The organism is Blautia sp. TM10-2 (assembly GCF_003480845.1).
In the GTDB taxonomy this organism is placed as follows: Bacteria; Bacillota; Clostridia; order Lachnospirales; family Lachnospiraceae; genus Fusicatenibacter; species Fusicatenibacter saccharivorans.
Genome location: NZ_QUJZ01000009.1, coordinates 43,732 through 68,182 on the forward strand (window position 1 = coordinate 43,732; position 24,451 = coordinate 68,182).

Consider the following 24,451-nt stretch of genomic DNA (forward strand, 5'->3'; position numbering starts at 1 on the left):
CTTCTCTCTTTCTCTGCAATCACTTACAGCTTAGACTCATACCATTCCTCCGCCGTTTTCTCAAATCCGACCGACTGGAACATGCGCTGGCTTTGTCCATTAAAAGAATAAATATTGGCTTTTACCCGCTCCATTCCCTTTTCTCTTGCAAGCTTCAGCATCTCCAGAACGCACCGTCTTCCAATATGCTGATTCTGGTATTCTTTACAGACAACGACAGCGATTTCACTATTCTCTCTCAGCGAAACATCTCCCACCAGCACGCCCTTATATTCTATATAATAGCAGTCACCGTGCGCGGTAAGATAATCATACATCCGATGCAACAGCTCCACATCATACGGCTTCTCCCGGTTGTCCACCTGCCTACACACGTCCAGATCCTGATACCACGGAAGAGAGGCCTCGTCATTCCTGTAATATGGGATCAGCCGGAGTTCATTGTCTATGATTCGTTCGGTCATTTTGGTTTGGCTCCTTGTTTTTTGATCTTAAAGTGCTGCAATTTCCTCTGTAATTTCACAGACACTCTTATTACTCGTATCAATTTTTACCGTATCAAGTACCTGATACATCTGAATTCGTGCAATGCTTTTGTCCATAATCTCTTCCGTACGAATCTTATTTGCGATGTCGGATAATAACCGCTTCCGCAAATTTGCTTCATCCACGATCAGCGAAATTTTAATCACTCTGCATTCTTCCGTGTCCAGCTTACTGACGATTTCATCAACAATACTCTGCTCATGCATCACCCAGCAGAAAATAACGTTTTCATAAGCGCTGCAATGCAGAAAGTTATTCAGCAGATAACAGATGTTGTCCATCACCATCTCTTTCGTCTCATCCGTCACCTGAAACGGATCGGCGTCCCAGCACCAGTCGCCGTCAAGAAAAACGCTGTTCGCCAGATCTTTTTTCAGCTGCTGACTTACCGTCGTCTTGCCAACGCCCATCGTTCCGCCGATCAAATATAATGTTTTCATTTTTCTCTCCCCATAACACGAATGTCCGAAAAAATATCGTTTTCAAAAAGGATTTCAAATCCATCTGCCGGCTGAAATCTGCCATTCAGGATTTCTTTTCCATGGAAGGATATTTTTCTTACTTTGTTTTCCGCATCTTTCACTTCAATTTCACAGTAAGAAAGCAAATATGCACAGATCGCCGTCGCATGAGAAACCACGAGTGCTGTTTCTCCTTCTTCCATCTGTCCGACGATAGAATCGATCGCGGTTTTCATCCGCACCTTCACTTGATTTAACGATTCCCCGCCCGGATTGCGAAAATCGTGATCTTCATACTGTTTCAGCCAGAAATCCTCCCTGGCATCCCCGATCGTTCTTTCATGCAGCTCCTTCACAATGACCGGGTGATCTGCGATGAATTCAGCCGTTTCCATTGCTCTCCGATAAGGTGAAGAAAAGCATCTGTCCACATTTGAAAATATATTTCTTTTTGATACAGCAAGCGCTTTTCCCTCTTCCGATAGAGGAATCTGCTCATTCGGTATATCCCCTTTTTCCGGGATGGAATGCCTCATTAAAAATATTTTTTTCACTTCACTCTCCCCTGCTGTTATTCCTAAAGTTTTTTAATCAAAAACATCTCCATCGGCTTTTTTCCATATCCTTTTTCTGATGTTCCCCAGCGATAAAAAGCATGGTGCAAAACGGAGTATTATCCCAGAAAAGATTATATTGCAGCAATCAAATGTTTCCAGCGGACCTGCTCTTGTGGATATTCTTGATAAACTGATACGAATGGATGTTGTTGCAAAAGAAGCTCCTATTAACGATGAAAATGATGTGTCGCACGGACGGAAGCTTCCCACAGTTCCACCAGCGTTTCCATCCGCGGCATTCTCTCCTGTACTTCATATATTGTTATCTTACTCATCTTCCTTCCACAGCTTTCCTTCTTTATAATGTTTCCTGCAAAGCGCCACATAACTCTCGTTCGATCCAAGGAAAATCTGCGCGCCTTCCCGAACGATTTTTCCGTCTGCGTATCTCGTATTGCACTGCGCCCGTCTTCCGCACCAGCAGACCGTTGGGACTTCCTCGATGATGTCAGCGATTTCCATCAATCTTCTCGAACCCGGAAACAGATGTGTCTGGAAGTCCGCACGCAGACCGTAGCAGAGAACCGGAATCCCATAAAAATCCACGATGTCCGAAAGCGTATCAACTTCCTCCGGAGAAAGAAACTGCGCCTCGTCGATAAGAACCGCATCCACTTTCTTTCCGTGATACCGGTATTCCCCGCTGTCTGCACTCCAGGTCTCTGAAATTTCTTTTAAAAATTCATCCACATATTCCGCCGGTGCCTCCAGCCCGATGCGGGACTTGATTTCATGTTCTCCGTCGCGGTTGTCCGTCCGCGGCTTCAACAGGACAGCATACTGCCCGCGCTCCTCATAATTATAGCGAACCATCAAAATATTAGCAGATTTCGAACTGCCCATCGCGCCGTAGCGGAAATATAATTTTGCCATTGTTTTTCGTCCTTTTGTCTTTTCTTATTCTTTCAGTTCTTTCCGTAAAAACGACTCCTCATCAAGCCAAGTCTCTTAAAAATCATCGCCTTCTATTCCTTCCTCATTTTTCTTTGAATCACCCACCGAACCGCCAGCGTCACCGCAATCAGAACCGCCGCAATTACGCCATCCCGCAGAATCCCTGTATACCACGGTGCAGACCACGTCTCATACAAACCGGGGTGTGCTGTGTAGTCATAATACGTATAAACGCTCTTTCCAAGAAACACGCCAACGACACACCACAGAAAAATTCCGGAAATTTTATGGATTGTTTTCATTGCTCTGCCCCCATTTCTTCTCTATAACAGAAAACTACCGACAAACCTGCTTTTATCGATAGTTCTCTTACCTCTCAAGCACTCAATTTAAGCTTTCCACTCTACACCTGTGCTTTTTCTCCGTCTTTTCATACCCAATTCCCACAGCCAGTATTTTTCCTGTATACTTTTTCTGTTCTGCAAGCCGCGGCACAAATTTTAATGCATACTTCCTGTCTTTGATCTGCTGAATTGCTTCTTCCGGAGTGTGGTCTACTTTTAGTTCAAGAATAATTCCATCTGCGGTCAGATCATATGGATAGAAAATAAAATCCACATACCCAACTCCCGCCTTATCCTCACGCTCTACCCGGTAACTGTCACGCGCAGCCAGGTATACCAGATTGACAATGGCTGACAATTCTGTCTCATGGTTGTACGACAGCAGCGGAACTTCCGTATCGTGCACCAGTTCCAGAATTTTTTCCATCGTATGCGTATCTCCCGCCAGAGTCGCTTTCAGCATTTTCTCGGACTCTTTCGCCAGACGATATACATATCCCAGAGATTCATTCTTCATCAGCAGCTCATCAAACTTCTCCATCAATTCCCTGTTCGGAATAGACACTTTTCCATTCAAATAGCTTAAAAATCCATACACCACCATCGCAGAGTAAATTTCATCTCTCGTAGACAGGTTCATGGAAGTGGCCGCATATTCCTGTATTTTTGCCGAAACTGACTCTCCTGCTGCCATCAGTGCAAGGTCATCCCTGACGTCGGATACATTATTTCGAATGTAATAATAAATTTCATCATATGGACCTGAGCTGGTCCAGTAATTTGCCAGATTGTTAAACTGTAGTGCAAAAACAACGGAGCGTGGATTGTATACCCGCTCTCCCGATTTTGTATAATAACCGTTATACCAGTCTCGCAGACCTTTTCGCGTCACATTTTTTATTTTTCTCTGTTTTTCGCATTCTCTACAGTACCTTTCATACAAATCATCCACTTCGTCATCTGTAAATCCAAAGTATGTTCCGAACATTGGTGAATTTACCATCGTGAACTCCGCAAACATATTCAGTTCCGATCCGCTGGAATATTTCGCAATCGGCAAAATTCCCGTCATATACGATAAAATCACATAGGGACGGTCCTTCAGCAGATTACTTAAAAATGCCACATACTTTGCTTTATCCGCTTCTGTTATAAATCCCCTGTGAAAAATAAAATCCCATTCGTCCAGAACAAAAATAAATTTTTCGCCATGATACTGTTGAAAGATCTCTTCCAGAATATCTCCAATCGCATCTGTTTCACTGGTTTTTGCATCCGGATACGCTTCCCGCAGATCACTGATCAGAAGTTCTTCCACACGCTCGATATACTGTCGGTAAGATTCACAGTTTCTCGGCATTTTACTGAAATCAATCCGAATGACGTTATACTTGTTTTTGTATTTCTGGCAGTCATCCGCTTCTGAAATTTTAAGCCGGTCAAAAAGTTCACCTGAATCAATACCCTTCTGAAAAAACGAGCTGATCATATTGGCCGCAATTGTTTTTCCAAATCTGCGCGGCCTTGTGACGCAAAGATGGCGATTCCCTGCAGCCACATAGGGAAACAGTTCCTGCAGCAGCATTGTTTTATCCACAAAATACGGGCTGCGGCTCTCACTCTGATACAGGGTATACGGTGTCTGACTGTTTAAATAAGCTCCCATTCTGCGCCTCCTCTTTTCATACGTTCCATTATTTTTTATTATAACCGATCCCGCTCTGTTTTCCAATTAAAAAGGCAGAAGAAATGAAACCTTTTATCCCGTTTCCATTTCCTCTGCCTTTCTTACATTTCTTTCCTCTTCTGATTCCTCTTCTTCCGCAGGTTCTCTTTCTTCTGCCGGATTTCCCCCGCCTCCTGTTCGCTGCTGATGCGGATGGTTTTCACGACGAAGAGTTTTCCTTCATCCGAATGTTTCATGCGGGCTTTGCCTTTCAAATATCCGTGCTCCGGGCACCAGGCTACGCAGTAGTAGTTTTTCCCGCCGGCCGAAAACCAGCGTAAGCGTTTTCTTGCCGTTTTCCCGCAGATGCAGCAGTGCGTGCTGCAGACCTCGCGGTCGTGCATGACTTCTTCTTTTGTGTCGAATTCGCGGGAGATGAATTTCGTGTAGCCATTATAGACGGCGTGGATCTCCTCTTTTTTCGATTTCGGGTTCTGATATACGTCGATCGAGTCGTACGCCAGCACAACATCCATATCGATGCGCGCAAAAATGTCGGCCGTATATTTTGCATCCGAAAGCGCCTGATGAAAATGCTCGTCCTTCGGGAGATGGAGGAAGTCGGCGGCGTACTCGAGCGCCCGGCGGCTCTTCATCGTTTCGTACTGGATCGCGAACAGTTTCTGTACATCGTAAAAATGAATCGGCCCGCGGATCAGCGACAGGAGGTTATAAAATTTCATGTTCCGCTGGAGCTCCGTCAGGTCTCCCGGTCCCCAGGTGCCGAACATGCACGCACCGCCGGAGAATGCAAAAAATTCCTGCACGGCCTGCGCAAATGGGATTCCGTTCTGCAGATCCTCTTCTGTCAGTCCGACGACCTCGCGCGTCCGGTGATGGAGATGCTGGTAGACCACCGGTTTTACAATCCGGTGAAACGTTCCCAGCACATTCCGCTCACCATCCATCTTCACCGCGCCGATCTCAATAATCTCAAATGGCAGCTTCGGGTTCTCTTTTCCTTTTCCATAGGGACACTGGTTCCATTCCAGGTCAAAAATCACATAGTCCATTGTATTGTCAATCCTTCATTCTGTGTCGTCTGTCCCTATTATAAATGATTTTGATATAATGAGCAACTATCTGGCAATTCCATTCTCTGCCCATTCTGGCAATTTTCTTCCTGTGCATTACATTTCCCATTCATTTCATCCTGTTCTCTTTCAAACTTAACGCTTCTTTTATTGAAATCCCAGGGTAAATCCGATATAATATTTTTAACTCCGGCCTTCGTTTTTACTCAAAAAAATCACCTGAAAAAGCCGGAAATATTACGAATTTAGATGAGCATCCGATATGAAAACAAAATTAACGCAAAAACAGATTCGATTTCAGGCGCTTCTGCTGTTTTTTATTACATTTTTTCTTGTCGAGCTCTGCGCCGGTTTTCTGTATCAGAATCAGTTAAAGGAAGCAAAGCTGAAAGCTGACTATACCGCACAGACGACCATCGGCCGCGTGAAATCGCAGTTAAACCATTATCTTGCCGAATCCAATCTGATGAAACACATGATTGAAGCCGGTTATACCGTCAATGACGAAGAGTTTTCCGTCCTCTCCTCGCTGATGCAGGACGACCAGAATGTCATCAAAGCACATGAGCTTGCAAAGGACGGCATTGTCACACTGATTTATCCGATGCGTGGAAACGAAGCCGCTCTCGGACTCAATACGCTCGAAAATCCTGCCAGACGGCAGGAGGCCACTCTTGCCAAAGAGAGCGGTGAGTACACCATCGCAGGACCATTTGAACTGCAGCAGGGCGGCATCGGCGCACTGCTTTTTGACCCGATCTACACAACCGATGACAGTGGAAACAAGACCTTCTGGGGCTTTTCGCTTCTCGTTCTCGACTGGGAATCCTTTCTGGATGAAATCGAACTGAATACGCTGGAAGAAGCCGGCTATACCTACGAAATCTGGAAAATTTCTCCGGCCACCGGCGAACACGTTTCCATCGCACACTCCGGTAATTCCCGGCGTTCCGATGCCATGGAAGTTCTCTGCACCGTGCCGAACGACACCTGGCATTTTGAAATTGTACCGAAAAACGGCTGGCTCAGTCTGCTGCAGGTTTTTGTTTTCTTTGCACTCGGGCTCATCCTTTCCCTGCTTGCCTCTATTGGTTTTCTGCAGTTCCAGATGCGCCGCTATAAAGACGAGATTCACGCAGCAGAACTGGAAAAAGCCGTACAGGAAGCACAGTCTGCCAACGAAGCAAAAACACGTTTTCTGTTCAACATGAGCCACGACATCCGAACCCCGATGAATGCCATCATCGGTTTCTCGGATCTGCTGGAAAAGCACATCGACGAGAAGGACCGCGCGGTCGACTACATTGCAAAAATCAAGTCCTCCAGCAGTTTTCTGCTCTCCCTGATCAACTACGTGCTTGAGATGGCGCGCATTGAGAGCGGTAAAGCCTCGCTGAAAATCGAGCTCGGCAGCTACAGCGAGCTGATCAATTCCCTGAATGCAGTGTTTGAGCCTTCGTTAAAAAGCAAAAATCTTTCCTATCTCTGTTACAACACGGTGGAACACGATGCCATCCTCTGCGACCGGACAAAAATACGGGAGATTCTGCTGAATATCATCAGCAACTCCATCAAGTATACGCCGGAGGGCGGAAAAATTTCCGTAAAAATCGAAGAGACACCGGCACCAAGGAAGGGCTTTGCCTCCTACCGCATCACCGTGAAGGACAACGGCATCGGCATGAGCAAAGAGTATCTGCCGCATATTTTTGAAGAATTTACAAGAGAACATTCCTCCACCGAAAGCCACATCACCGGAACCGGCCTCGGCCTTCCGATCGTAAAATCCCTCGTGAATCTGATGGGCGGAACGATCGATGTGGAAAGCGAACTCGGTGCCGGAACAATAACTACGATCTGCCTCACGTTTGAACTTCCGACCGAAGAACAGCTTGCGGCTCACCAGCATAAAGACGAGATTCTCGAGCAGTCCCTGCAGACGCTTTCCGAAAAACGCGTGCTGCTTGCCGAGGATAATGACCTGAATGCAGAAATTGTACTCACCGTTCTGGAAGAAAACGGCATTCACGCCGAGCACGTAAAAGACGGCGCCCTCTGCTTAAAAGCAGTCCAGAACGCACCAGAAGATTATTACAATGTTATTCTGATGGATATTCAGATGCCGAACATGAACGGCTATCAGGCCGCAGAAGCGATCCGTGCACTCCCGGGAAAACGCGGGGAAATCCCGATTGTCGCCATGACGGCAAACGCGTTTGAAGAGGACCGCCGAAAAGCACTGGAATCCGGCATGAACGCCCATATCGCGAAACCCGTTGACGTTTCGGTTCTTCTCGAAACACTTTCCAGGTTTTCATGACCTTTACAGATCCCGATGCACCGCGCCTCTTCTATGGAATTTTAACTTCCATCGACGATCAGAAACCCAAAAACAAATAATATGCATGAAAAAAGGAGCGTTCCCGTAAAGAGAACAGCTCCTTTTTTCATGCGCCGCAGCGGACGCTTTTATTTCTCGTTTTTCAGCAGCTCCAGGTTTTTGGAGATCAGCTCGCATCTCTGTTTTACGCAGTCCGGGGATCTGTGCGGATCCTGCGGTGTGTTGAACAGATAGTCCTCGAGTTTGTCGATTGTGGTAGTTGCTACATGCATTCTTGTATCGCAGGATGCATAGTAGATGTAAACCTCTCCGTTCTCACGCGCAATCGCGCCGTTTGTAAATACAACGTTGGAAACGTCTCCGACTCTCTCTTTTCCAAGCGGAACCAGGAATACACCGGACGGCTCTGCAATGACTTTGGACGGATCGTTCAGATCGGTACCGAAGACATACAGAACGTAGCGAAGGCCTGCTGCTGTATTTCTTACACCGTGTGCAATGTTGATCCAGCATTTCTTACCTCGGATCGGCACTGCTCCAGCACCGTTTTTGGACTCGGTCAGGGTATGATAAATACGTTTGCTGATGATCTTCTCCTCGTCGATGACAGCGTGTGTGATATCATCGCAGAGTCCGAAGCCGATTCCTCCGCCGCTTCCGGTCTCAATGAAACCATCCATCGGACGGGTGTAGAAGGCATATTTTCCGTCTACGAACTCCGGATGCAGAACAACGTTTCTCTGCTGCGGAGAACGTAAGGTTTTCAGGTTGTCCAGACGCTCCCAGGTCTTCAGGTCTTTCGTTCTTACGATACCAGCCTCAGCAACAGCCGCGGACAGATCCGGATCGTTTTTGTCCTTGCTCTCAGAGCAGAACACTCCGTAAATCCAGCCGTCCTCGTGCTGGGTCAGACGCATGTCATAAACGTTGGTTTCCTCTGCGCAGGTATCCGGCAGCACAACCGGGTAATCCCAGAAATGGAATCCGTCGATACCAGTATCACTCTCTGCAACAGCAAAGAAAGATTTTCTGTCATTGCCCTCCACGCGGACAACGAGATAATACTTTCCATTCAGATAAATCGCGCCGGAGTTCATCACAGCGTTGATGCCGAGACGCTCCATAAAGTACGGATTCGTCTCCTCATCCAGATCATATCTCCAGTGAACCGGAGCGAACTCTCTTGTCAGCACCGGATACTCATAGCGGTCATAAATACCGTTGTAAAAATCTGCTTTTGTGTTCTTTCTTGCCACAAGGCGGTCTACCTTGGCTTTTTCCACATAATACTGTTTATTCAGCATCTTTTAACCTCCCAATTACTTCCATACACATACGTCCATTGTGATACGGGCATTTCCACGGTTCTACAATCGGCTCATGAATCGGGCTTCCGTCTGCATTCACGCACCAGAACCACTCAGACCCCTCTCGTTTGTCGATCACATATTCCTTGATGTAGCCCCAGATGTCTTTTGCCGCATCGAGATACTTTGTTTCCTCCGGTTTTTTCTGCCATGCATTTAAAAATCCAACGACTGCTTCTGCCTGTACCCACCAGACTCTTGTGGTATCATCCACACCGCGCTCGCACTCATTCATCAGCGAATGATTTTTGTATGCCGTGTTGTAGATATTTTCCGCAATCTCTCCGGTGATCGGCAGCAGTTTTTCCCGGTAAGCCGGATCGCCGAGCACTTCTGTACCCCGGTCGATCAGCCAGGAAGTCTCGATATCATGGCCATAAGAATACAGATCAATCAGCGTATTCCATGTCCGGTCGAAGAATACTTCCTGACGGCCTTTTTCTTTGTTATATACTTTATCCGCGAAGAGATCCATCATAAAGCGGAGACGGTCACCGGTAAACGGATCCTTTGTCACGCGGTACAGCTCGGTATATGCTTCGAAAACATGCAGCAGCGTATTCATGGTCTTCTCTGCCATGACGCCGTTCTCCGAGAGCTTTTCATTGCTCTCCGGCTTGAAATCGCGGGTAAATGCCTCGAGATAACCGTACTCGTCGGTGCAGTGTGTCTCGATGATCTGCTGCAGCGATTTTGCCAGCTCCAGCGCCTCGGTGTCGCCCGTCGCATCAAAATACGTAGACAGCGCATAAATTGCAAATGCCTGATTGTACGTATGCTTTGTCGTATCGAGCGGTTTTCCGTCGTAGGTGACAGACCAGAACACGCCACCGTACTCGCGGTCCACACACGCCTGTTTCATAAAGCGGTACGCATGCTCCGCATCGGCGCGCAGCTTCTCGTCCTTTAAGGTCAGGTACGCATTCGAGAAAAACCAGAGAATTCTGCTGTTTAAGATGCAGCCCTTCTCATACGTTTTCTGCACGTTCAGATCAAAGTCCTGATAGCCGTAAAATCCGCCGTATTCCTCATCTCTTAAGCCCTCCCAGAACGGAACGATCCGTCCAGTAAGCTCCTGCTTTACTTCCTTTGCCAAAGACTGCATCTTTTCTTTCCTTCTTTCTTATCTTCTTCCAATTTCGGTGTCAGACTCGCGTACGACACTGTTTTTCTTGATATAATCTACAATCAGATCTACGGTTGTGAATGCCAGTCCTACATACGTATCGGCTGCGCCGTAGTAGATCGCGATCTTTCCGGTCTCTGCATCGTGAATGGTTGCGCACGGGAAGGTTACGTTCGGAACGAAGCCTCTCTCCTCATACCACTCTTCCGGTGTCAGAAGGAAGTTCTGGCAGCGGTATTTTACGATGGACGGATTCTCTTTGTCGAGGATTGCGCCGCCGATGCTGTATACATAGCCATTGCAGGTGCCGCTTACACCGTGGTAGAACAGCAGCCATCCTTCGTTGGTCTCAATCGGAGCTGCGCCGCCGCCGATCTTTAAGGACTCCCACCACTCCGGGCTCTTGCTCATGACGTGGCGGTGTTTGCCCCAGTACAGCATATCCGGGCTCTCGGACAGGAAGATGTCACCGAACGGTGTGTGGCCGCTGTCGCTTGGACGGGACAGCATCACGAAGTTGCCGTTGATTTTTCTCGGGAAGAGAACGGCATTTCTGTTGAATGGAAGGAATGGATTCTCCACACGTACGAAGGTTTCAAAATCTTTTGTTTTTGCCATTCCGATGGCTGCACCGTAGAAGTCCTGGCACCAGATGATGTAGTAGGTATCTTCTACTTTTACAAGACGCGGGTCATATGCGTAAACCGGCATGAACGGTTTGCCTTCTTCGTCAACGAACTGGATTTTGTTCTCATCGAAATTCCAGTGGATCGCATCTTTGCTTCTTCCAAGGTAGATGTACGGGATTCCGTTTGTCTGCTCACCACGGAATACTCCGATGAACTCGTCGCCGTACGGCATAACGGCGCTGTTGAAGATTCTTGCTACTTCCTTCACCGGATTTCTTCCGATGATCGGATTCTCGCTGTATCTCCATACCGGTGCACCGGAAAACTCAGCCGGGCCTTCCTGCCATGGCATATTTTTGACAGCATCTCCAATAATTTTAACTTCGCTCATTTTTTGAAACCTCCATGAAAAATATTGTTTGTTTATGAGTTGTACTTTGTTTTTTTAAGTTTCTGTTAGTGGACAGAATCTTGTTTTTTAATTCTTTTTTCTCCGAACCGCCGTGTTTTATCACCCTCACGCCCAGTCCTTTAGCTTAATTTTAACATAGATGATTAATTTTTCAACTGGAAATTACTTAAAAAATAAGTTCCGTTAGATACTGTCAATTTTTAAGTGACTTTGTTGTGTAATATGTACAAAAACGGGGCATTTCAAAATGCCCCGTTTCTTAATTTATAATTCAGTTATAAAAATCAAAGCTTTACGCTCTCTTTCGGCACCAGCTGTCCGGAGACAATTTCCATATTTTTGCCGGATGCCGCGCCGCGGATCTGCTTCAGCGCTTTTTCGAGCGCTACTTTTACCATCGCCTTCGTATTGATCTCATACGAAGTGATCTTGAGATCCGGGAAACCCGGATACAGGTAATTATCGAAGCCGACAACGGAAACGTCCTCCGGCACGGAGATGCCGCGTTTTTCCAGCTCGAGCATCAGAAGGCCGGCGGTCAGGTCGCAGTTGCAGACGAACGCTTCCGGCATCTGTTCCGGGAGATGAATTTCGATCTGGCCCCGCTCATCACGGTCCTCCAGAATCCATTCCGCCGGTGTCACATCGCGGTGTTCCAGAACAGCCTTAGAAAAACCGCAGTACCGATCCATGATACTGCTGGAAAAATGAATCGAACCGACAAAAGCCAGCTTGGTAAGGCCATGCTCATACAGGTATTCCGTCATCAGATACATTCCGTGAAAGTTATCTGCGATCACGGCATCTTTTGCCAGCTCATTGTCGTAGAAATCCAGAAATACGATCGGAAGATCCACGTTTTTCTTCAGATAGTGGATGTAATCGCGGCTCGTGTCTCCCATAAGGATCAGTGCATCGACGGTCTGCTCCTTGGCGATGCACGGCACGATCATCTCATCTTCCATCTCCTGTTTCAGGATCTCCACGGTCACCATACAGCTCTTTTCCGTCGCCGCCAGTGCCATCTCCTGATACATTTTCCAGTAAAATGTCGTATACTCTGCCAGATACCGTTCCGGAATCACCACTCCGATGCAGCGCAGGCTTTTTCCCTGTGTATTTCTCGCTCCGCTTCCCGGCTGGCGGTACCCCATTTCCTTTGCAATTTCCAGAATCCGGGCGCGCATCTCATCGCTGACCCCTTTCTGTCCTGTAATCGCGTTATGCACGGTGACGGCGCTGACGCCCGCCACCTTTGCAATATCTGCCAATCTTACTTTTGCCATATCCGTTGCTCCTTAGTCTACTGCAACAAAGTGATACAGTCTGCTGACGAAATCACCCCAGAAATCTTTCATCCGGAAACCGGCATTCATCAGCATCTCGCCGCTGTAAACCTCATCGGTTCCCTCCAGACAATATTTTTTCGCCGGATCAAAGCCGCGCAGGCGAACCTTGCGGGACGGCATATTTACCTGTGCCAGCACCTGTACGTAAGTTACAAGCACTTCGTTTTTATCCTCAGAAGCTACTGCCCAGCAGTCGGATCTGTGGTTTTCACGGTAGGAAAGAATACGATAATACTCTCCATCGCGGATCAGTTCATGATATTTGTGATACATCGCGGTCTGCTCCGGAATCAGTTTTCTCTCCTCCTCCGGCAGCTTTGTGATATCGAGCTCATAGCCAAATGTTCCGGCCAGTGCCACATGGCCTCTCGTTGTAAACGGAGTTACACGGCCAACCGTGTGGTTCGGGCATACGCTGACGTGTGCACCCATTGAGCAGAGCGGGTAAATGAGGGCGGTTCCCTCCTGGATTTCCAGACGCTCGATCGCATCGGTGTCATCGGAGCACCAGATCTGCGGGCTGTAGTAAAGCATTCCAGGATCGAAACGTGCACCGCCGCCGGAGCAGTTCTCCAGAAGCAGATCCGGGAACTCCTGTACCAGACGCTCCTGCATCGCATACATACCGAGCACGTAGCGGTGGAACAGCTCCTGCTGGGAATCTTTGTCCAGGTAGGTGCTTCCCAGGTCGCTTAACTGACGGTTCATATCCCATTTCACGTATTTGATGTTTGCACTGCGCAGGATTTTTGCCACACATTCATACGCATAATCCTGCACCTCCGGGCGGGAGAGATCCAGCACGTACTGGCAGCGGATCTCAGTCGCTTCTCTTCCCGGAATCTGAATCGCCCATTCCGGGTGCTCTCTGTAGAGATCAGAGTCCGGGGAGATCATCTCCGGCTCGAACCAGATACCGAATTCAAGACCGATTTCATTCACTTTGTCAACCAGATTTTTCAGGCCGCCTTTGATCTTCTCTTCGTTGACAACCCAGTCACCGAGGGAAGAATCGTCTTTATTTCGTTTTCCGAACCAGCCGTCATCCATAACAAGCATCTCGATGCCGTCTTTTTTTGCCTCTCTTGCGATATCGAGGAGTTTATCGGTATCAAAATCAAAGTAAGTTGCTTCCCAGTTGTTAATCAGAATCGGGCGTTTTTTGTGGTTGTACGGGCTGCGGATCATATGTCTGCGATAAAATGCATGGTAGGAACGCGTCATTTTGCCAAGTCCCTCGGCAGAGTAGACCATAACAACCTCCGGCGCCTGGAATTCATCGCCGGCTTTTAAATTCCAGCAGAACTCCTCCTGGTTGATACCCATGACCATACGAACGGTATCAAACTGGCATCTTTCCACCTGTCCGATAAAGTTGCCGGAATATACGAAGTGCATTGCGTAAACCTCGCCGCGCTCCTGATCCGTTCCCGGTGTTACCATTGCCACGAACGGATGCTCCTGATGGCTGGACTCGCCTCTTCCGGAGGAAACGAGCTGTTTTCCGTAACGGAGCGCACCCTGCTGGATGTGGCGTTCTCTTCCCCAGGATCCATGAAGAGAAAGCATCTCAAAGTCTTCGTTGTCCATATCGAGGCAGGCACTGTAGATTTTCTCTACCTTCAGCGCTTCACTGCCTTCATTTTTCACGCGGACACTTCGGGTGATAACGTTTTCTTTTGTAAAAACAGAGTAGGAAAGGACAACAACAAGATCAAGAACAGGATCTTTGCAGGTGATTTCCAGAGTTTCTACTTCGTCCTCGGTTCCAAAAGAAGCCGGAAGACCGGTCAGCGGGCGTTTTCCTTTGAAAATTTCATAGGAATCAAAGAAAATCTCACATCCCATACGGCCCTGTGCATTTCTTATATTCAGACAGCTCTCACGGTAATCGCCGACTCCTCCGGTCGGGTATTCCATTGGAAAACGGTCGAGGAACGAAGATTTCTCTCTCTTATTGACGGACGGGGTGAACGGCGGCTCATCCATGCGGAGCGGATACAGATCCGGCTCTCCGTGCAGAAGGGGTCCGTAGTAAACATGTCCGACGTAGCCTTCCGGGCTCAGGCCGATCACATACGTCGTATTCTCTGTATTTAACTGAAAAAGCTTTTTCTCATCATAATATAAAATCGCCATTTTCTTCTCCTTAGTTCAGGTAAGCTTGATCCGCCGGGCCGATTTTTGTAAAAAAAGACCTCACCCGCCGGGCAAGGTCTTTTTGTATTCACACAGCGTTTAAGCAGTTACCATTGCATTTTTTAATTTTTCCAGTTTCTCGGCTGCATCTTCAAGGGATGTGCCTTTTACGCCGAAATAGAATTTGATCTTCGGCTCAGTACCGGATGGGCGCACACAGCACCATGCGTTGTTTTCCAGCTCATAGTAAAGAACGTTGGAGGACGGAAGTCCGGTCGCGCTCTTCTCTCCGCTTACGAGATCCACTCGTACATCTGCTTTGTAATCGCGTACGGCAAGAACCTGGAAACCGCCCAGCTCTTTTGGCGGGTTCTCACGGAAGTTGGTCATCATGGTCTGGATCTCTTTTGCACCGTCGATACCTTTTAAGGTCATCGTTGCAAGACCCTCTTTGTAGTAGCCGTACTCCTCGTACATATCCACCATGGCATCCCACAGTGTTTTGCCCTGCTGTTTGTAGTATGCAGCAACCTCGCAGAGCATCATAACTGCCACGCAGGCATCTTTATCTCTTGCATATGTCCCGGCCAGGCAGCCATAGCTCTCTTCCAGACCAAATACATAATTGTGTGCACCGCTCTGCTCAAAAAATTTGATCTGCTCGCCGATGTATTTGAATCCGGTCAGAACCTCGATCAGTGCCACGTTATAAGCTTTTGCGATTGCTTTTGCCATATCGGTCGTAACAATCGTCTCAACGAGTGCCGGATTCTCCGGCATGGTTCCGTTCTTGGTGCGCTCACGCAGAATATACTCTGCGATCAGCATACCGGACATGTTTCCGGTGAAGCTTACGTACTCGCCGGTCTTGCTGTCTTTTGCATAAACGCCGAGACGATCTGCATCAGGGTCGGTTGCAAGGATGATGTCAGCGTCTACTTCTTTTGCCAGTGTCAGCGCCAGTGTCCATGCTTTCTCGTCTTCCGGGTTCGGGTAAGCCACCGTCGGGAAGTTTCCGTCCGGCATTTTCTGCTCTTTTACAACGTAAACCTGATTAAAGCCAAGCTCGCGCAGAACGCGGCGTACCGGCACATTTCCGGTTCCGTGAAGCGGTGTGTAGACGATCTTCATATCTTTTGCCGCATCTTTGATGATTTCCGGATGAATGCTCTGCTCTTTTAATTTTGCGACGTAACTGTCATCAAAATCGGTTCCGATGACCTGGAACAGGCCTTCTGCTCTTGCATCATCTTCTTCCATCGTTTTAACGGCAGAAAACTCGGTTACTTTTGCTACCTCTGCGAGAATGTTTTTGTCGTGCGGCGGTGTAATCTGTGCGCCGTCCTCCCAGTATACTTTGTATCCGTTGTACTCTCTCGGGTTGTGGCTTGCGGTAATGACGATACCGGAAATACAGCCGAATTCACGGACAGCAAAAGAAAGCTCCGGTGTCGGACGCAGGGACTCGAACAGATACGTTTTGATTCCGTTTGCATTCAGGCAGAGTGCTGCTTCGCGTGCGAATTCCGGAGACATTCTTCTGGAATCGTGTGCGATGGCTACGCCTTTTTCCTGTCCGTTCTGGGAAATGATGTAGTTGGCAAGGCCCTGGGTTGCCTGGCGTACGGTGTAGATGTTCATGCGGTTGGTACCCGCTCCGATGACACCGCGGAGTCCGCCGGTACCGAACTCAAGCTGACGGTAGAAACGGTCTTCGATTTCTGCCTCATTTCCTTCGAGTGCTTTCAGCTCTTCTCTGGATGCCTCATCAAAATATGGATCATTGCACCATTTTTCATATACTTCTCTGTAACTCATGTTTGTTATCCTCCCTGTCTGTTGTACTTTATTTAACTTAAGACAGCAGACTTTTTCTGGATTTAAGCTCGTTTCATCACAGCTTAAAGTTACCATTTGTTTAGTCTGCTGTCAACTTAAAAATTAATTTATTTTTTCTAATTCTCTTGGTTCCTGATAAAGCTCTTTTAGATCACTGAGAACCTGTACTTTTCCTTTGCGGTCTGCGGTGCTCCAGGCTTTTCGTCAGTTCCATGACAGCCTTCATATAGCAGGCATGATCCTCTCTCAACCGGCCATACCTTCCGCAGCGTTCCGCGCAGACGGTACATCATATTTTTCAGTGCTCCGTACGGATTTTCACTCTTCTCATCCGTCCAGAGTGCTTCGGTTAACTGTTCCAGTGTTACGATATGGTTTTTGTTGCAGATCATATAAACCAGCAGCTTTGTGATTATCGGGGAATGAATCGCTTCCTCGTTGAGGCAGCGTGTTTCATCGTACATGCGGAATCTTCCAGGCAGCTGTACGCGAATCATAAAACATCGTCTCCTTCTAAGAACTCAAGCTCTTTTTCGGTCTGAATTGCCGGCAGTGCACTGTATTTCAGATTCTTTGCCCAGCCTTTTTTCTCCTCGGAGAAGCGCTCGCTGATTCTCTTGTAGACGAGTTCGCATCCTCTCTGGCTGCCGCCCTGCAGCAGAATCACATACTGGGACGGGCTGTATTTTGCAAAGAAATCGGAATGACGCAGGCTGCGTTTCATTACCTCAAGCAGCTTTTCGGACATACGGTCAAGGCGCGGACCGCCTTTTGCCGGGTAACCTTTTCCGTCTGTAATGGTGCACAGCATCAGCCACGGCATCTGTCCGTTCAGCTCGGACATACGGTAAACAAGTCGGTAGCAGTCACGGAATCCGGCGAGGGAACAGAAGAATGCTCCGCCCTTTTCTCCCGGGCTCTCCTGAAGATCTGCCTGTACCTCTTCGATCACGCGGTGTCTGCTGCCCATGCGGCTTCCCAGATAGCGGTACTGCTCCACCAGTTTCTCGCTCGGTGTAACGCCAAGCTCTTCAAAGTAATGTTTCGAGGTCTGCTCGTACAGTTTCATGGCCTCTTTGTATCTCTCCAGGCCGATCAGCGCCTGCATCTGGACTGCCTGCCACTCGTCGAACGGATACAGTTCGGAAGCAACAGAAGTCAGTTTCTGCAGCTCATCGAACTCCTCATTTTTCAGAAGATACTCACTTACTTCTTTCAGTGCATCGGAATATACTTTTTTCAGCTGCGCGCGCTCCGCCTGTACCCACTCTTCCTCGCCGAAATCTGCAAGGAACTCTCCGGTGTACAGCTCCAGCGCTTCGATCATCTGATCCATGCGCGCTTTCTCGTCTGTCTCTTTTCCTGCTTCCAGGATCTTATTTTTGATATCAATCGCATCTACCTCGACCGGCATCGGGCTGGTCCAGTGGTAAACGCCTTTCTGTGTATAAATGTACTCAAACTGCGGAAGTCCTGCCTCGACAAGGCTTCTTTTCAGGCGATGTACGCCGACACGCAGGCTGTTTGCCGCGTCCGCCACATCTTCTCTTCCGTATGTGCTCTCCAACAGTCTTCCTCTGGAAATTCCATTGTCCTTGTTATAGAGGAAAATCTGCAGAAGTCTCATCGATTTTGTTGCCATTGTTTTCCGGAAGGAAATCGGCTGGTCGCCGTACTCCAGGAAAAAACTTCCCATCATGTGTACTTTTAAAAGCGGTAACTGTTCTGTTTGGTTTTTCATTTCTTCGTTCATACTAACTCCTGTATTGCCTGTTGTGCTCTAATCTCTGTTGTCGGTTGCGCTGCGCTCCGCAATCGGCTGCGGTAACGGGCCGGCGGTTCCCTGTTCGTTCATTTCAAAAACAATTACGGACGCCGGATTTCTGTTTTCTATTTTACATCATTTTAATCAAAAATCCTACTATAAAATGTATAAAATATTAACTTTAACACCGAAAAATTCCTGCTTTTTCTTCTTTTGTCTTGTTATCTTTTTGTCAATCCCATCTCATCCGTAAATTGCCCGCATGATTTTAGCCATCAGCCGCCCTGCAGGCGCCGAGAGCACCAGTACTACAGCAAGAGATACCATGCCGCACCCGAGCAGTGCGCGGTTCACAAGTCCCCGTGCTGAGCAGAATCCGAGGCAGAATCCCTTCTTCCAGGGCCAGAACAGCTTTTCCGGTTTCCGGTTGAAAAAATCGAGCACCAGATGGGACAGAAATCCCACGGCAAAATAAGCGGACGCATCCGGGTAGATGATGTCCACGCACGCCGTCAGCAATGCCAGCGCCGCAAATGAATGCATGAAGGAGCGGTGCGGCTGCTGTTTCCCATAGGCGCAGATCAGCAAAAATGCTGCCGTTCCGGCGAGGAGACGCAGCACGCTGCTGTCGCTTGTGAGGCGGCGGTAAATTCCAAGATTCAGTTTATACTCCGCAAGAATTGTGAGCACTGCAACTGCAACTGTTGCCGTAATGATCTTATCGGCATCGCGGTGCGCCTGTGAAGTGCCGACATCAATGTCACTGATCAAACCGCCGATCGCGGCAGCCCCGGCACCGGCCACAAGCGCGGGAACCGTCTGCGGCTGTAAAACAGCAAGTGCCGCTGCTGTTCCAATAAAAAAATGTGTTCTTCCAAGCATTTGTCTGTTTTTTCCTTTCGTAAAATTTCCTTTATCATAGCACATTCCCGCCCTTTTATACAACCATTTGTTCGATTCTTTTACAACCGTATGGTCCTATCAGAATCAAAAAAGAACCTCCTGCGACCGTTCATCGCCGCAGGAGGTTCTCCTCTGTTTCTGCCTTTATTCCATACTATTTTCAGGTTATCTTATTTCACGTTTTTCCCTTCATTGTATGAATTTTCATTTGACATTTATTACTCATTTGAGTTATATCCTTATACTTCATATACCAGTTCACCAGCAAGATACGTCCGGCACACCGGAATGTCTTTGATCGCGCTCTCATCCACCTCAAACGGATTCTGACCCAGTACGACGAAGTCTGCCATCATGCCTTCTGCGATCTGGCCTTTCACGTTCTCCTCGAAACTTGCCTCGGCGCTGCGGATTGTGTAACTGTCGAGTGCTTCCTGTACGGTGAATTTCTGATCCGGCAGGTACGGGCCGACGTGGTCGCGCAGCGTTGTTCTTGTGACAGCGCACTGCATGCAGGCGAGGGCATCCGGCAGCTCTACCGGGCAGTCGGTTCCGTTGCTGACGGAGACGCCGTTGTTCATCAGCGTCTTCCAGCTGTAGCTTGTGCTTGCAAGCTCTTTGCCGACGCGCTCCTCTACGATATGGTTATCGTAATCGAGGAAGATGCTCTGTGCATAAACGTGAAGATGCATTTTCGCGATTTTTTCAAGCTGATCGGCTCTTGTGATCTGGCAGTGCACGATGCCGTGGCGGTGATCTTCTCTCGGGTTTTCAGCAAGGGCTTTTTCATAGGCACTTAACACGCGGTCGAGGCACGCATCACCGATCGTGTGAACTGCAGCCTGCATGCCGTGTGCATTGGCGTAGCCGATCATCTCATCCATGGTTTCCTGGGTGAATACCGGGATTCCGCAGGTGGACGGGTCGTCTGCGTATGGGCGACTGAGGAATGCTGTTCTCGCACCGAGTGCGCCGTCGCCGAGCATTTTCAGCGGTCCGATTTTAAAGCGGTCTGTGCCGATGCCGGTCACATTTCCAGCCTCAACGAAACCTTTTAAGGATTCCAGATCGGTAAAGTTGCTCTGCTCGTAAACGCGGACGGTCAGCTCGCCGGAATCCTCGAGTTCTTTGTATGCCTCGTTGACGGTCTGCCACGGAACGGCGCGGTAAACGCAGTAATCATCACTCTGGCTGCTGGTGACGCCGTAGCTGTTCAGGGCTTTGCAGGCGCTGCGGATCATATCTTTGATTTCCTCTTTGCTCGGCACCGGAATACTGTCGTAAACCGGTTCCATTGCATTGTCGAAGAATCTTCCGTCCGGCTCACCGTTTTCCATACCGATCTCTCCGCCCTCCGGCTGCGGGGTATCTGCGGTGACGCCGAGGAGTTCCAGCGCTTTGCTGTTGACTACGAGGCAGTGGCCGCACGCTCTCGTCGCGCAGATCGGAACTTCGGTTGATACGCGGTCAAGATCGTAGCGGTTCGGCATGCGGTCCACGTCCGTGAAGTAATCCTGATTCCAGCCGCGGCCCATCAGCCATGCGCCGTCTTTTCGCGGATGCTCTTTCTGGAAGGTGTCGAGACAGGCGAGCATATCTTCCAGGCTTTCGGTATGTGCGGCAAGCTGCGCTTTCAGCAGGGAGCCTCCATAATTTAAAAGGTGCATATGGCTGTCGTTAAAACCGCTGCAGACGAATTTTCCGCCGAGGTCTACAACTTTGTCGCCGGCTGCTGCAAGGGCATCTGCCTCTGCGCTGCTTCCGGCGAAAACAAATTTGCCGTCTTCTACTGCAAACGCTTCGACAAGCGGCAGTTTTCCGGTGTAGACAGCTCCGTTTTTGTAAATTGTTTTCATATCATTATCCTCCTACTGTCATCTAAATTTGATTCTATTCTTTTCTGCCCATTTGCGCAATATACAAATTCAGACACGCTATTCTCTTGCGTGTCTGGATTCGCTTTTGAATATTTTTTATTTCGTTTTCTCTTCGTAGAACAGGCAGGCGTTCTTGTCTACCGTGCCCTGGCCGAAGTTTCTTGCTTTGTAGTCTTTCAGCAGTTTGAAATACTGGTTCGAGAGAATCAGGATCACTGCTACGTTGACGAAGGTCGGGATCGCAGATGTGATATCAACGACAGTCCAGATAAAGCCCTGGTTGTTGGTCTTTACCAGATAGATCGTCCACAGTACGCCCGGCAGAGCGCGGACTGCATAGAAGACTTTCATGACGATATCTTTCATCTTGCCTTCTTTTTTATACAGATGCTCCAGAATTGCCAGATAGTAGGTGAACCATCCGCCGGAAGTCGTTACAGTGAAAATGACCATGATGACTGCCAGAAGGATGCTTCCAAATTTGCCGAATCCGCTTGCAAATGCACTTAAAGCAAGTGTTCCGCCGTTCGTTCCGTCGGTCCAGTTTCCGCTTAAGATAACGGAAAGTGCGGTGATCGTACAGATAACCATGGTATCAAAGAATACCTCGAAAGATCCCCACAGACCCTGCTCTACCGGATGCGGTGTTTTTGCGGAAGCATGGATCATTGGAGAAGTACCCCATCCAGCCTCATTGGAGTATACGGAACGCGCCATACCCACACGGATAATCTCGCTGACTGCGCAGCCGGCAAAACCGCCGATCGCTGCTGTTCCGGTAAATGCGTTTGTTACGATGGCTGCAAATACGCCAGGAACGCGGTTGATGTTGATGATGATCATGCCAAGTCCCATCAAGATATAAAGAACGCTCATAAATGGAACGAGCTTGCTGAACAGACTTGCGATTTTCTTCGTACCGCCGCTTGTAACGACATAGGTCAGAATGCAGAGCAGAACGCCCATCACGATAACGCCTTCTACTTTGAAGCTTCCAAGATTGATATTCTCAATACCGAACGCACCGGCTACGACCTGAGATGCGGTCAGGTTGGAAGAGGTTACGAAGAAGGTGGAGAAAATACCGATGCCGAAGATGAGCGCCGGGATCAGCCACAGCTTGCCCCAGTGGCGCTCCTCGCCAAGTCCGCACTCCATGTAGTAAGTCGGACCGCCGTAGTACTCACCTTTTTCGTTGGTGTGACGGTAGTAGCAGCCGAGGGTAACCTCAACCTGTTTTAATATCATACCAAGCAGAGACGAAAGCCACATCCACATAATGGCTCCCGGGCCGCCTGCTGCAACTGCAGTTGCAACACCGGCGATATTACCGAATCCTACGGTACCGCCGATAGCGGTCGAAATCGCCTCAAACGAGGAAAGCATACCCTTTCCTTCACTTGCTTCGTCTTCTTTCTGGAACAGTTTTCCGCCGGTTCTCTTCATAATCCAGCCAAAGTGACGGAACTGGAAAAATCCAGAACGAACGGTAAAGTACAGACCGGTCAGAATCATCAGCGCGATCAGCGGCACGCCCCAAAGGACACCGTCCAGCCAGTTAAGAAATGCTATCATGTCAAAATCCTCCCTTTTTTCTTTTCCGGCAACAGTTTTCTTCAGACGTATCCTGTAACACCCGTTTCGTCTTTCGTTCTCCAACCAAACAGATTTCCACCCCTGGAACCTTTTGTCACGGTTCCAATTGCAGTACAATAAAAAGAGCAGCGGTCTTCACCACTGCTCCATTAAATCTACGTTCATGAAGCAATAGCTCCTCCACCAGTACGGTGAGAGTGCACAGCCTGTTCGACTGTACCCCAACGCAGACAGTTTTTCGGGAACTGCCCCGTTTCGGCGAATGCTCCTTTCCCTGCCCGTCCCAGACCCCGTTGTCTCAGGACAGCTACTCTTAGCCTTCGCGCCTCTATTGCCGAATATGTATATTGACAGGTATTATCATATGTTTCTTTTCGCTACTTGTCAATCGTTTTTTCGACATTATTTTACAAAAATTTTATATTTTCGAAATTTGTCCTGATTTATTTGACTTTCTTGTCTCCCTCTGACGGCTTCAGCTGGTTGAACTTCCACAGACGCTCCATATAGCCGGACTGCTCTTTGGCCAGCTCTTCCACATTCGGGTTGTAAATGATTCCTTTTACCATTCATTCTCTGTCTGTCATACTGTCCTCCTGTCTGCTGTAGGATCTAAATAAGTATCCCTTCCAGATGATCCATCTCATGCTGGCAGATCTGGGCTGGCCAGCCGGTGAATTTCTGGCGTTGTTTTTTCCAGTTCCAGTCGTAGTATTCGATTTCGATGTTCTGGTACCGCTTTGTTTTCCGCACGCCTGGCAGGGAAAGGCAGCCTTCTTCTGTTTCGTAGGGGCCGCTTTTGCGGACGATCACCGGGTTGAACATGATGATGTCGCGGAATCCGGCGTTTACGATGATGATGCGTTTTTTCACGCCGATCATATTTGCCGCCATGCCGACGCATGCCTCGCGGTTTGCTGCCAGTGTGTCCTGCAGATCTCTTCCCACCTGCAGATCTTCCTCTGTCGCCGGGACGGATTTCTGTCCGAGGAAGAGAACGTCTCTCATAATTGGTTTTACCATTTGTGTTTCCTTTCTCTTTCGGCCTTAAAGGCCAAAATCGTTTAATTTTCTATTTGAATCCACATATCGCACGATGTGCATCCGATTACGTTTTTTCCGCCTTTCTGCTCCAATCGTTCTACTGTTCCGCTGCAGAACGGACAGATCCAGTCAATCTGTTTTCCGGCTTTGACGGCCTGCATCATGTTGACGAATTTTGTCGTATCTACATTTTTCGAATTGCAATTCTGCGTCCAATCACCGGAGAGTACTTTTCGCAATTCGCCGTTTTCATTCAGAATAACGGTGTCGCCCTCCTCGATGTTCCAGTCATACAGCATCTGATCCTCCTGGCGGATGCGCGATTCTGTTCCGTTTTCATCTTTCAAAACAACAACTGCCATGACAGGCTCGTCGGCACCGCGCTCCTCACAGCCGAAATCAAGGTCTTCCTCAATTCGCATTACCTGATATTTCATAAAAA

The 24,451-nt window shown here is 48.4% G+C and carries 22 protein-coding genes and 1 riboswitch; of the genes, 1 reads left to right on the plus strand and 21 read right to left on the minus strand.

All coding sequences use genetic code 11. From position 1 onward, the window contains the following. Positions 1-23: 23 nt before the first annotated feature. From DXD92_RS10270 to DXD92_RS10305, 7 genes are all read right to left on the minus strand, one after another. Complete coding sequence (locus DXD92_RS10270; protein ID WP_117510551.1) at positions 24-464, minus strand: GNAT family N-acetyltransferase; 441 nt, start codon at positions 462-464, stop codon at positions 24-26. A 27-nt stretch (positions 465-491) separates the two neighbouring features. Further along, positions 492-986: an AAA family ATPase gene (locus DXD92_RS10275; RefSeq protein WP_117510549.1), complete on the minus strand. Its 495-nt coding sequence runs from the start codon at positions 984-986 to the stop codon at positions 492-494. Continuing rightward, positions 983-1,543 carry a histidine phosphatase family protein gene (locus DXD92_RS10280; RefSeq protein WP_117805117.1) on the minus strand — a complete coding sequence of 187 codons (561 nt, stop codon included), beginning with the start codon at positions 1,541-1,543 and terminating at the stop codon, positions 983-985. The genes DXD92_RS10275 and DXD92_RS10280 overlap by 4 nt, the downstream gene beginning before the upstream one ends. A 348-nt stretch (positions 1,544-1,891) precedes the next feature. Then, complete coding sequence (locus DXD92_RS10290) at positions 1,892-2,497, minus strand: thymidine kinase (protein WP_117761365.1); 606 nt, start codon at positions 2,495-2,497, stop codon at positions 1,892-1,894. Between the two features lie 92 nt (positions 2,498-2,589). Beyond that, on the minus strand, positions 2,590-2,820 hold the full coding sequence (locus tag DXD92_RS10295; protein ID WP_117510543.1) for a hypothetical protein: 231 nt from the start codon (positions 2,818-2,820) through the stop codon (positions 2,590-2,592). An 82-nt stretch (positions 2,821-2,902) separates the two neighbouring features. Beyond that, the gene (locus DXD92_RS10300; RefSeq protein ID WP_117761366.1) at positions 2,903-4,528 is read right to left on the minus strand and encodes an AAA family ATPase; all 1,626 of its coding nucleotides are present in this window, start codon (positions 4,526-4,528) and stop codon (positions 2,903-2,905) included. 122 nt (positions 4,529-4,650) lie between these two features. Beyond that, positions 4,651-5,601, minus strand: a complete 951-nt coding sequence (locus tag DXD92_RS10305; RefSeq protein WP_118640508.1) for a 3'-5' exonuclease — start codon at positions 5,599-5,601, stop codon at positions 4,651-4,653. A 283-nt stretch (positions 5,602-5,884) separates the two neighbouring features. On the opposite strand from DXD92_RS10305, the gene DXD92_RS10310 reads away from it, so the two are divergent. Then, positions 5,885-7,942, plus strand: coding sequence for an ATP-binding protein (locus tag DXD92_RS10310; RefSeq protein WP_118601459.1), 2,058 nt, complete (start codon positions 5,885-5,887; stop codon positions 7,940-7,942). 149 nt (positions 7,943-8,091) lie between these two features. Here DXD92_RS10310 and DXD92_RS10315 read toward each other — a convergent pair whose 3' ends face one another. The 14 genes from DXD92_RS10315 to DXD92_RS18730 all read right to left on the minus strand — a co-directional run bounded on the left by DXD92_RS10315 (position 8,092) and on the right by DXD92_RS18730 (position 24,446). Continuing rightward, the gene (locus DXD92_RS10315; RefSeq protein WP_022461807.1) at positions 8,092-9,267 is read right to left on the minus strand and encodes a glycoside hydrolase family 130 protein; all 1,176 of its coding nucleotides are present in this window, start codon (positions 9,265-9,267) and stop codon (positions 8,092-8,094) included. Continuing rightward, positions 9,257-10,435, minus strand: a complete 1,179-nt coding sequence (locus DXD92_RS10320; protein WP_055221154.1) for an AGE family epimerase/isomerase — start codon at positions 10,433-10,435, stop codon at positions 9,257-9,259. Before DXD92_RS10320 ends, DXD92_RS10315 begins: the two co-directional genes overlap by 11 nt. Before the next feature lie 18 nt (positions 10,436-10,453). Further along, positions 10,454-11,476, minus strand: a complete 1,023-nt coding sequence (locus tag DXD92_RS10325; RefSeq protein ID WP_117510535.1) for a glycoside hydrolase family 130 protein — start codon at positions 11,474-11,476, stop codon at positions 10,454-10,456. Between the two features lie 305 nt (positions 11,477-11,781). Next, a complete protein-coding gene (locus DXD92_RS10330; protein ID WP_055266843.1) occupies positions 11,782-12,783 on the minus strand; it encodes a substrate-binding domain-containing protein in 1,002 nt (333 codons plus the stop codon). Positions 12,784-12,795: 12 nt separating this feature from the next. Continuing rightward, entirely contained in the window at positions 12,796-14,985 is a 2,190-nt protein-coding gene (locus tag DXD92_RS10335) for an alpha-galactosidase (protein ID WP_118640509.1), read from the minus strand. A gap of 99 nt (positions 14,986-15,084) precedes the next feature. Continuing rightward, positions 15,085-16,803 (minus strand): phospho-sugar mutase, encoded by a 1,719-nt coding sequence (locus DXD92_RS10340; RefSeq protein ID WP_118640510.1) that lies wholly within the window; start codon positions 16,801-16,803, stop codon positions 15,085-15,087. A 167-nt stretch (positions 16,804-16,970) separates the two neighbouring features. Further along, positions 16,971-17,321, minus strand: a complete 351-nt coding sequence (locus tag DXD92_RS10345) for a winged helix-turn-helix domain-containing protein (protein WP_118640511.1) — start codon at positions 17,319-17,321, stop codon at positions 16,971-16,973. Continuing rightward, a complete protein-coding gene (locus tag DXD92_RS10350) occupies positions 17,318-18,577 on the minus strand; it encodes an AfsR/SARP family transcriptional regulator (RefSeq protein ID WP_055266837.1) in 1,260 nt (419 codons plus the stop codon). The genes DXD92_RS10345 and DXD92_RS10350 overlap by 4 nt, the downstream gene beginning before the upstream one ends. 255 nt (positions 18,578-18,832) lie before the next feature. Then, on the minus strand, positions 18,833-19,471 hold the full coding sequence (locus DXD92_RS10355; protein WP_158579817.1) for a metal-dependent hydrolase: 639 nt from the start codon (positions 19,469-19,471) through the stop codon (positions 18,833-18,835). Positions 19,472-19,731: 260 nt separating this feature from the next. Then, positions 19,732-21,348 (minus strand): amidohydrolase, encoded by a 1,617-nt coding sequence (locus DXD92_RS10360; RefSeq protein WP_118640513.1) that lies wholly within the window; start codon positions 21,346-21,348, stop codon positions 19,732-19,734. 117 nt (positions 21,349-21,465) lie between these two features. Beyond that, a complete protein-coding gene (locus tag DXD92_RS10365) occupies positions 21,466-22,944 on the minus strand; it encodes an alanine/glycine:cation symporter family protein (protein ID WP_118640538.1) in 1,479 nt (492 codons plus the stop codon). A gap of 185 nt (positions 22,945-23,129) precedes the next feature. Then, positions 23,130-23,304, minus strand: a riboswitch (Lysine riboswitch). 104 nt (positions 23,305-23,408) lie between these two features. Continuing rightward, a complete protein-coding gene (locus DXD92_RS10370; protein WP_117510523.1) occupies positions 23,409-23,534 on the minus strand; it encodes a maltose acetyltransferase domain-containing protein in 126 nt (41 codons plus the stop codon). Positions 23,535-23,577: 43 nt separating this feature from the next. Next, positions 23,578-23,988 (minus strand): peptide deformylase, encoded by a 411-nt coding sequence (locus tag DXD92_RS10375; protein WP_117805125.1) that lies wholly within the window; start codon positions 23,986-23,988, stop codon positions 23,578-23,580. Between the two features lie 41 nt (positions 23,989-24,029). Then, on the minus strand, positions 24,030-24,446 hold the full coding sequence (locus DXD92_RS18730; protein ID WP_173827430.1) for a hypothetical protein: 417 nt from the start codon (positions 24,444-24,446) through the stop codon (positions 24,030-24,032). Between the last annotated feature and the right edge of the window lie 5 nt (positions 24,447-24,451).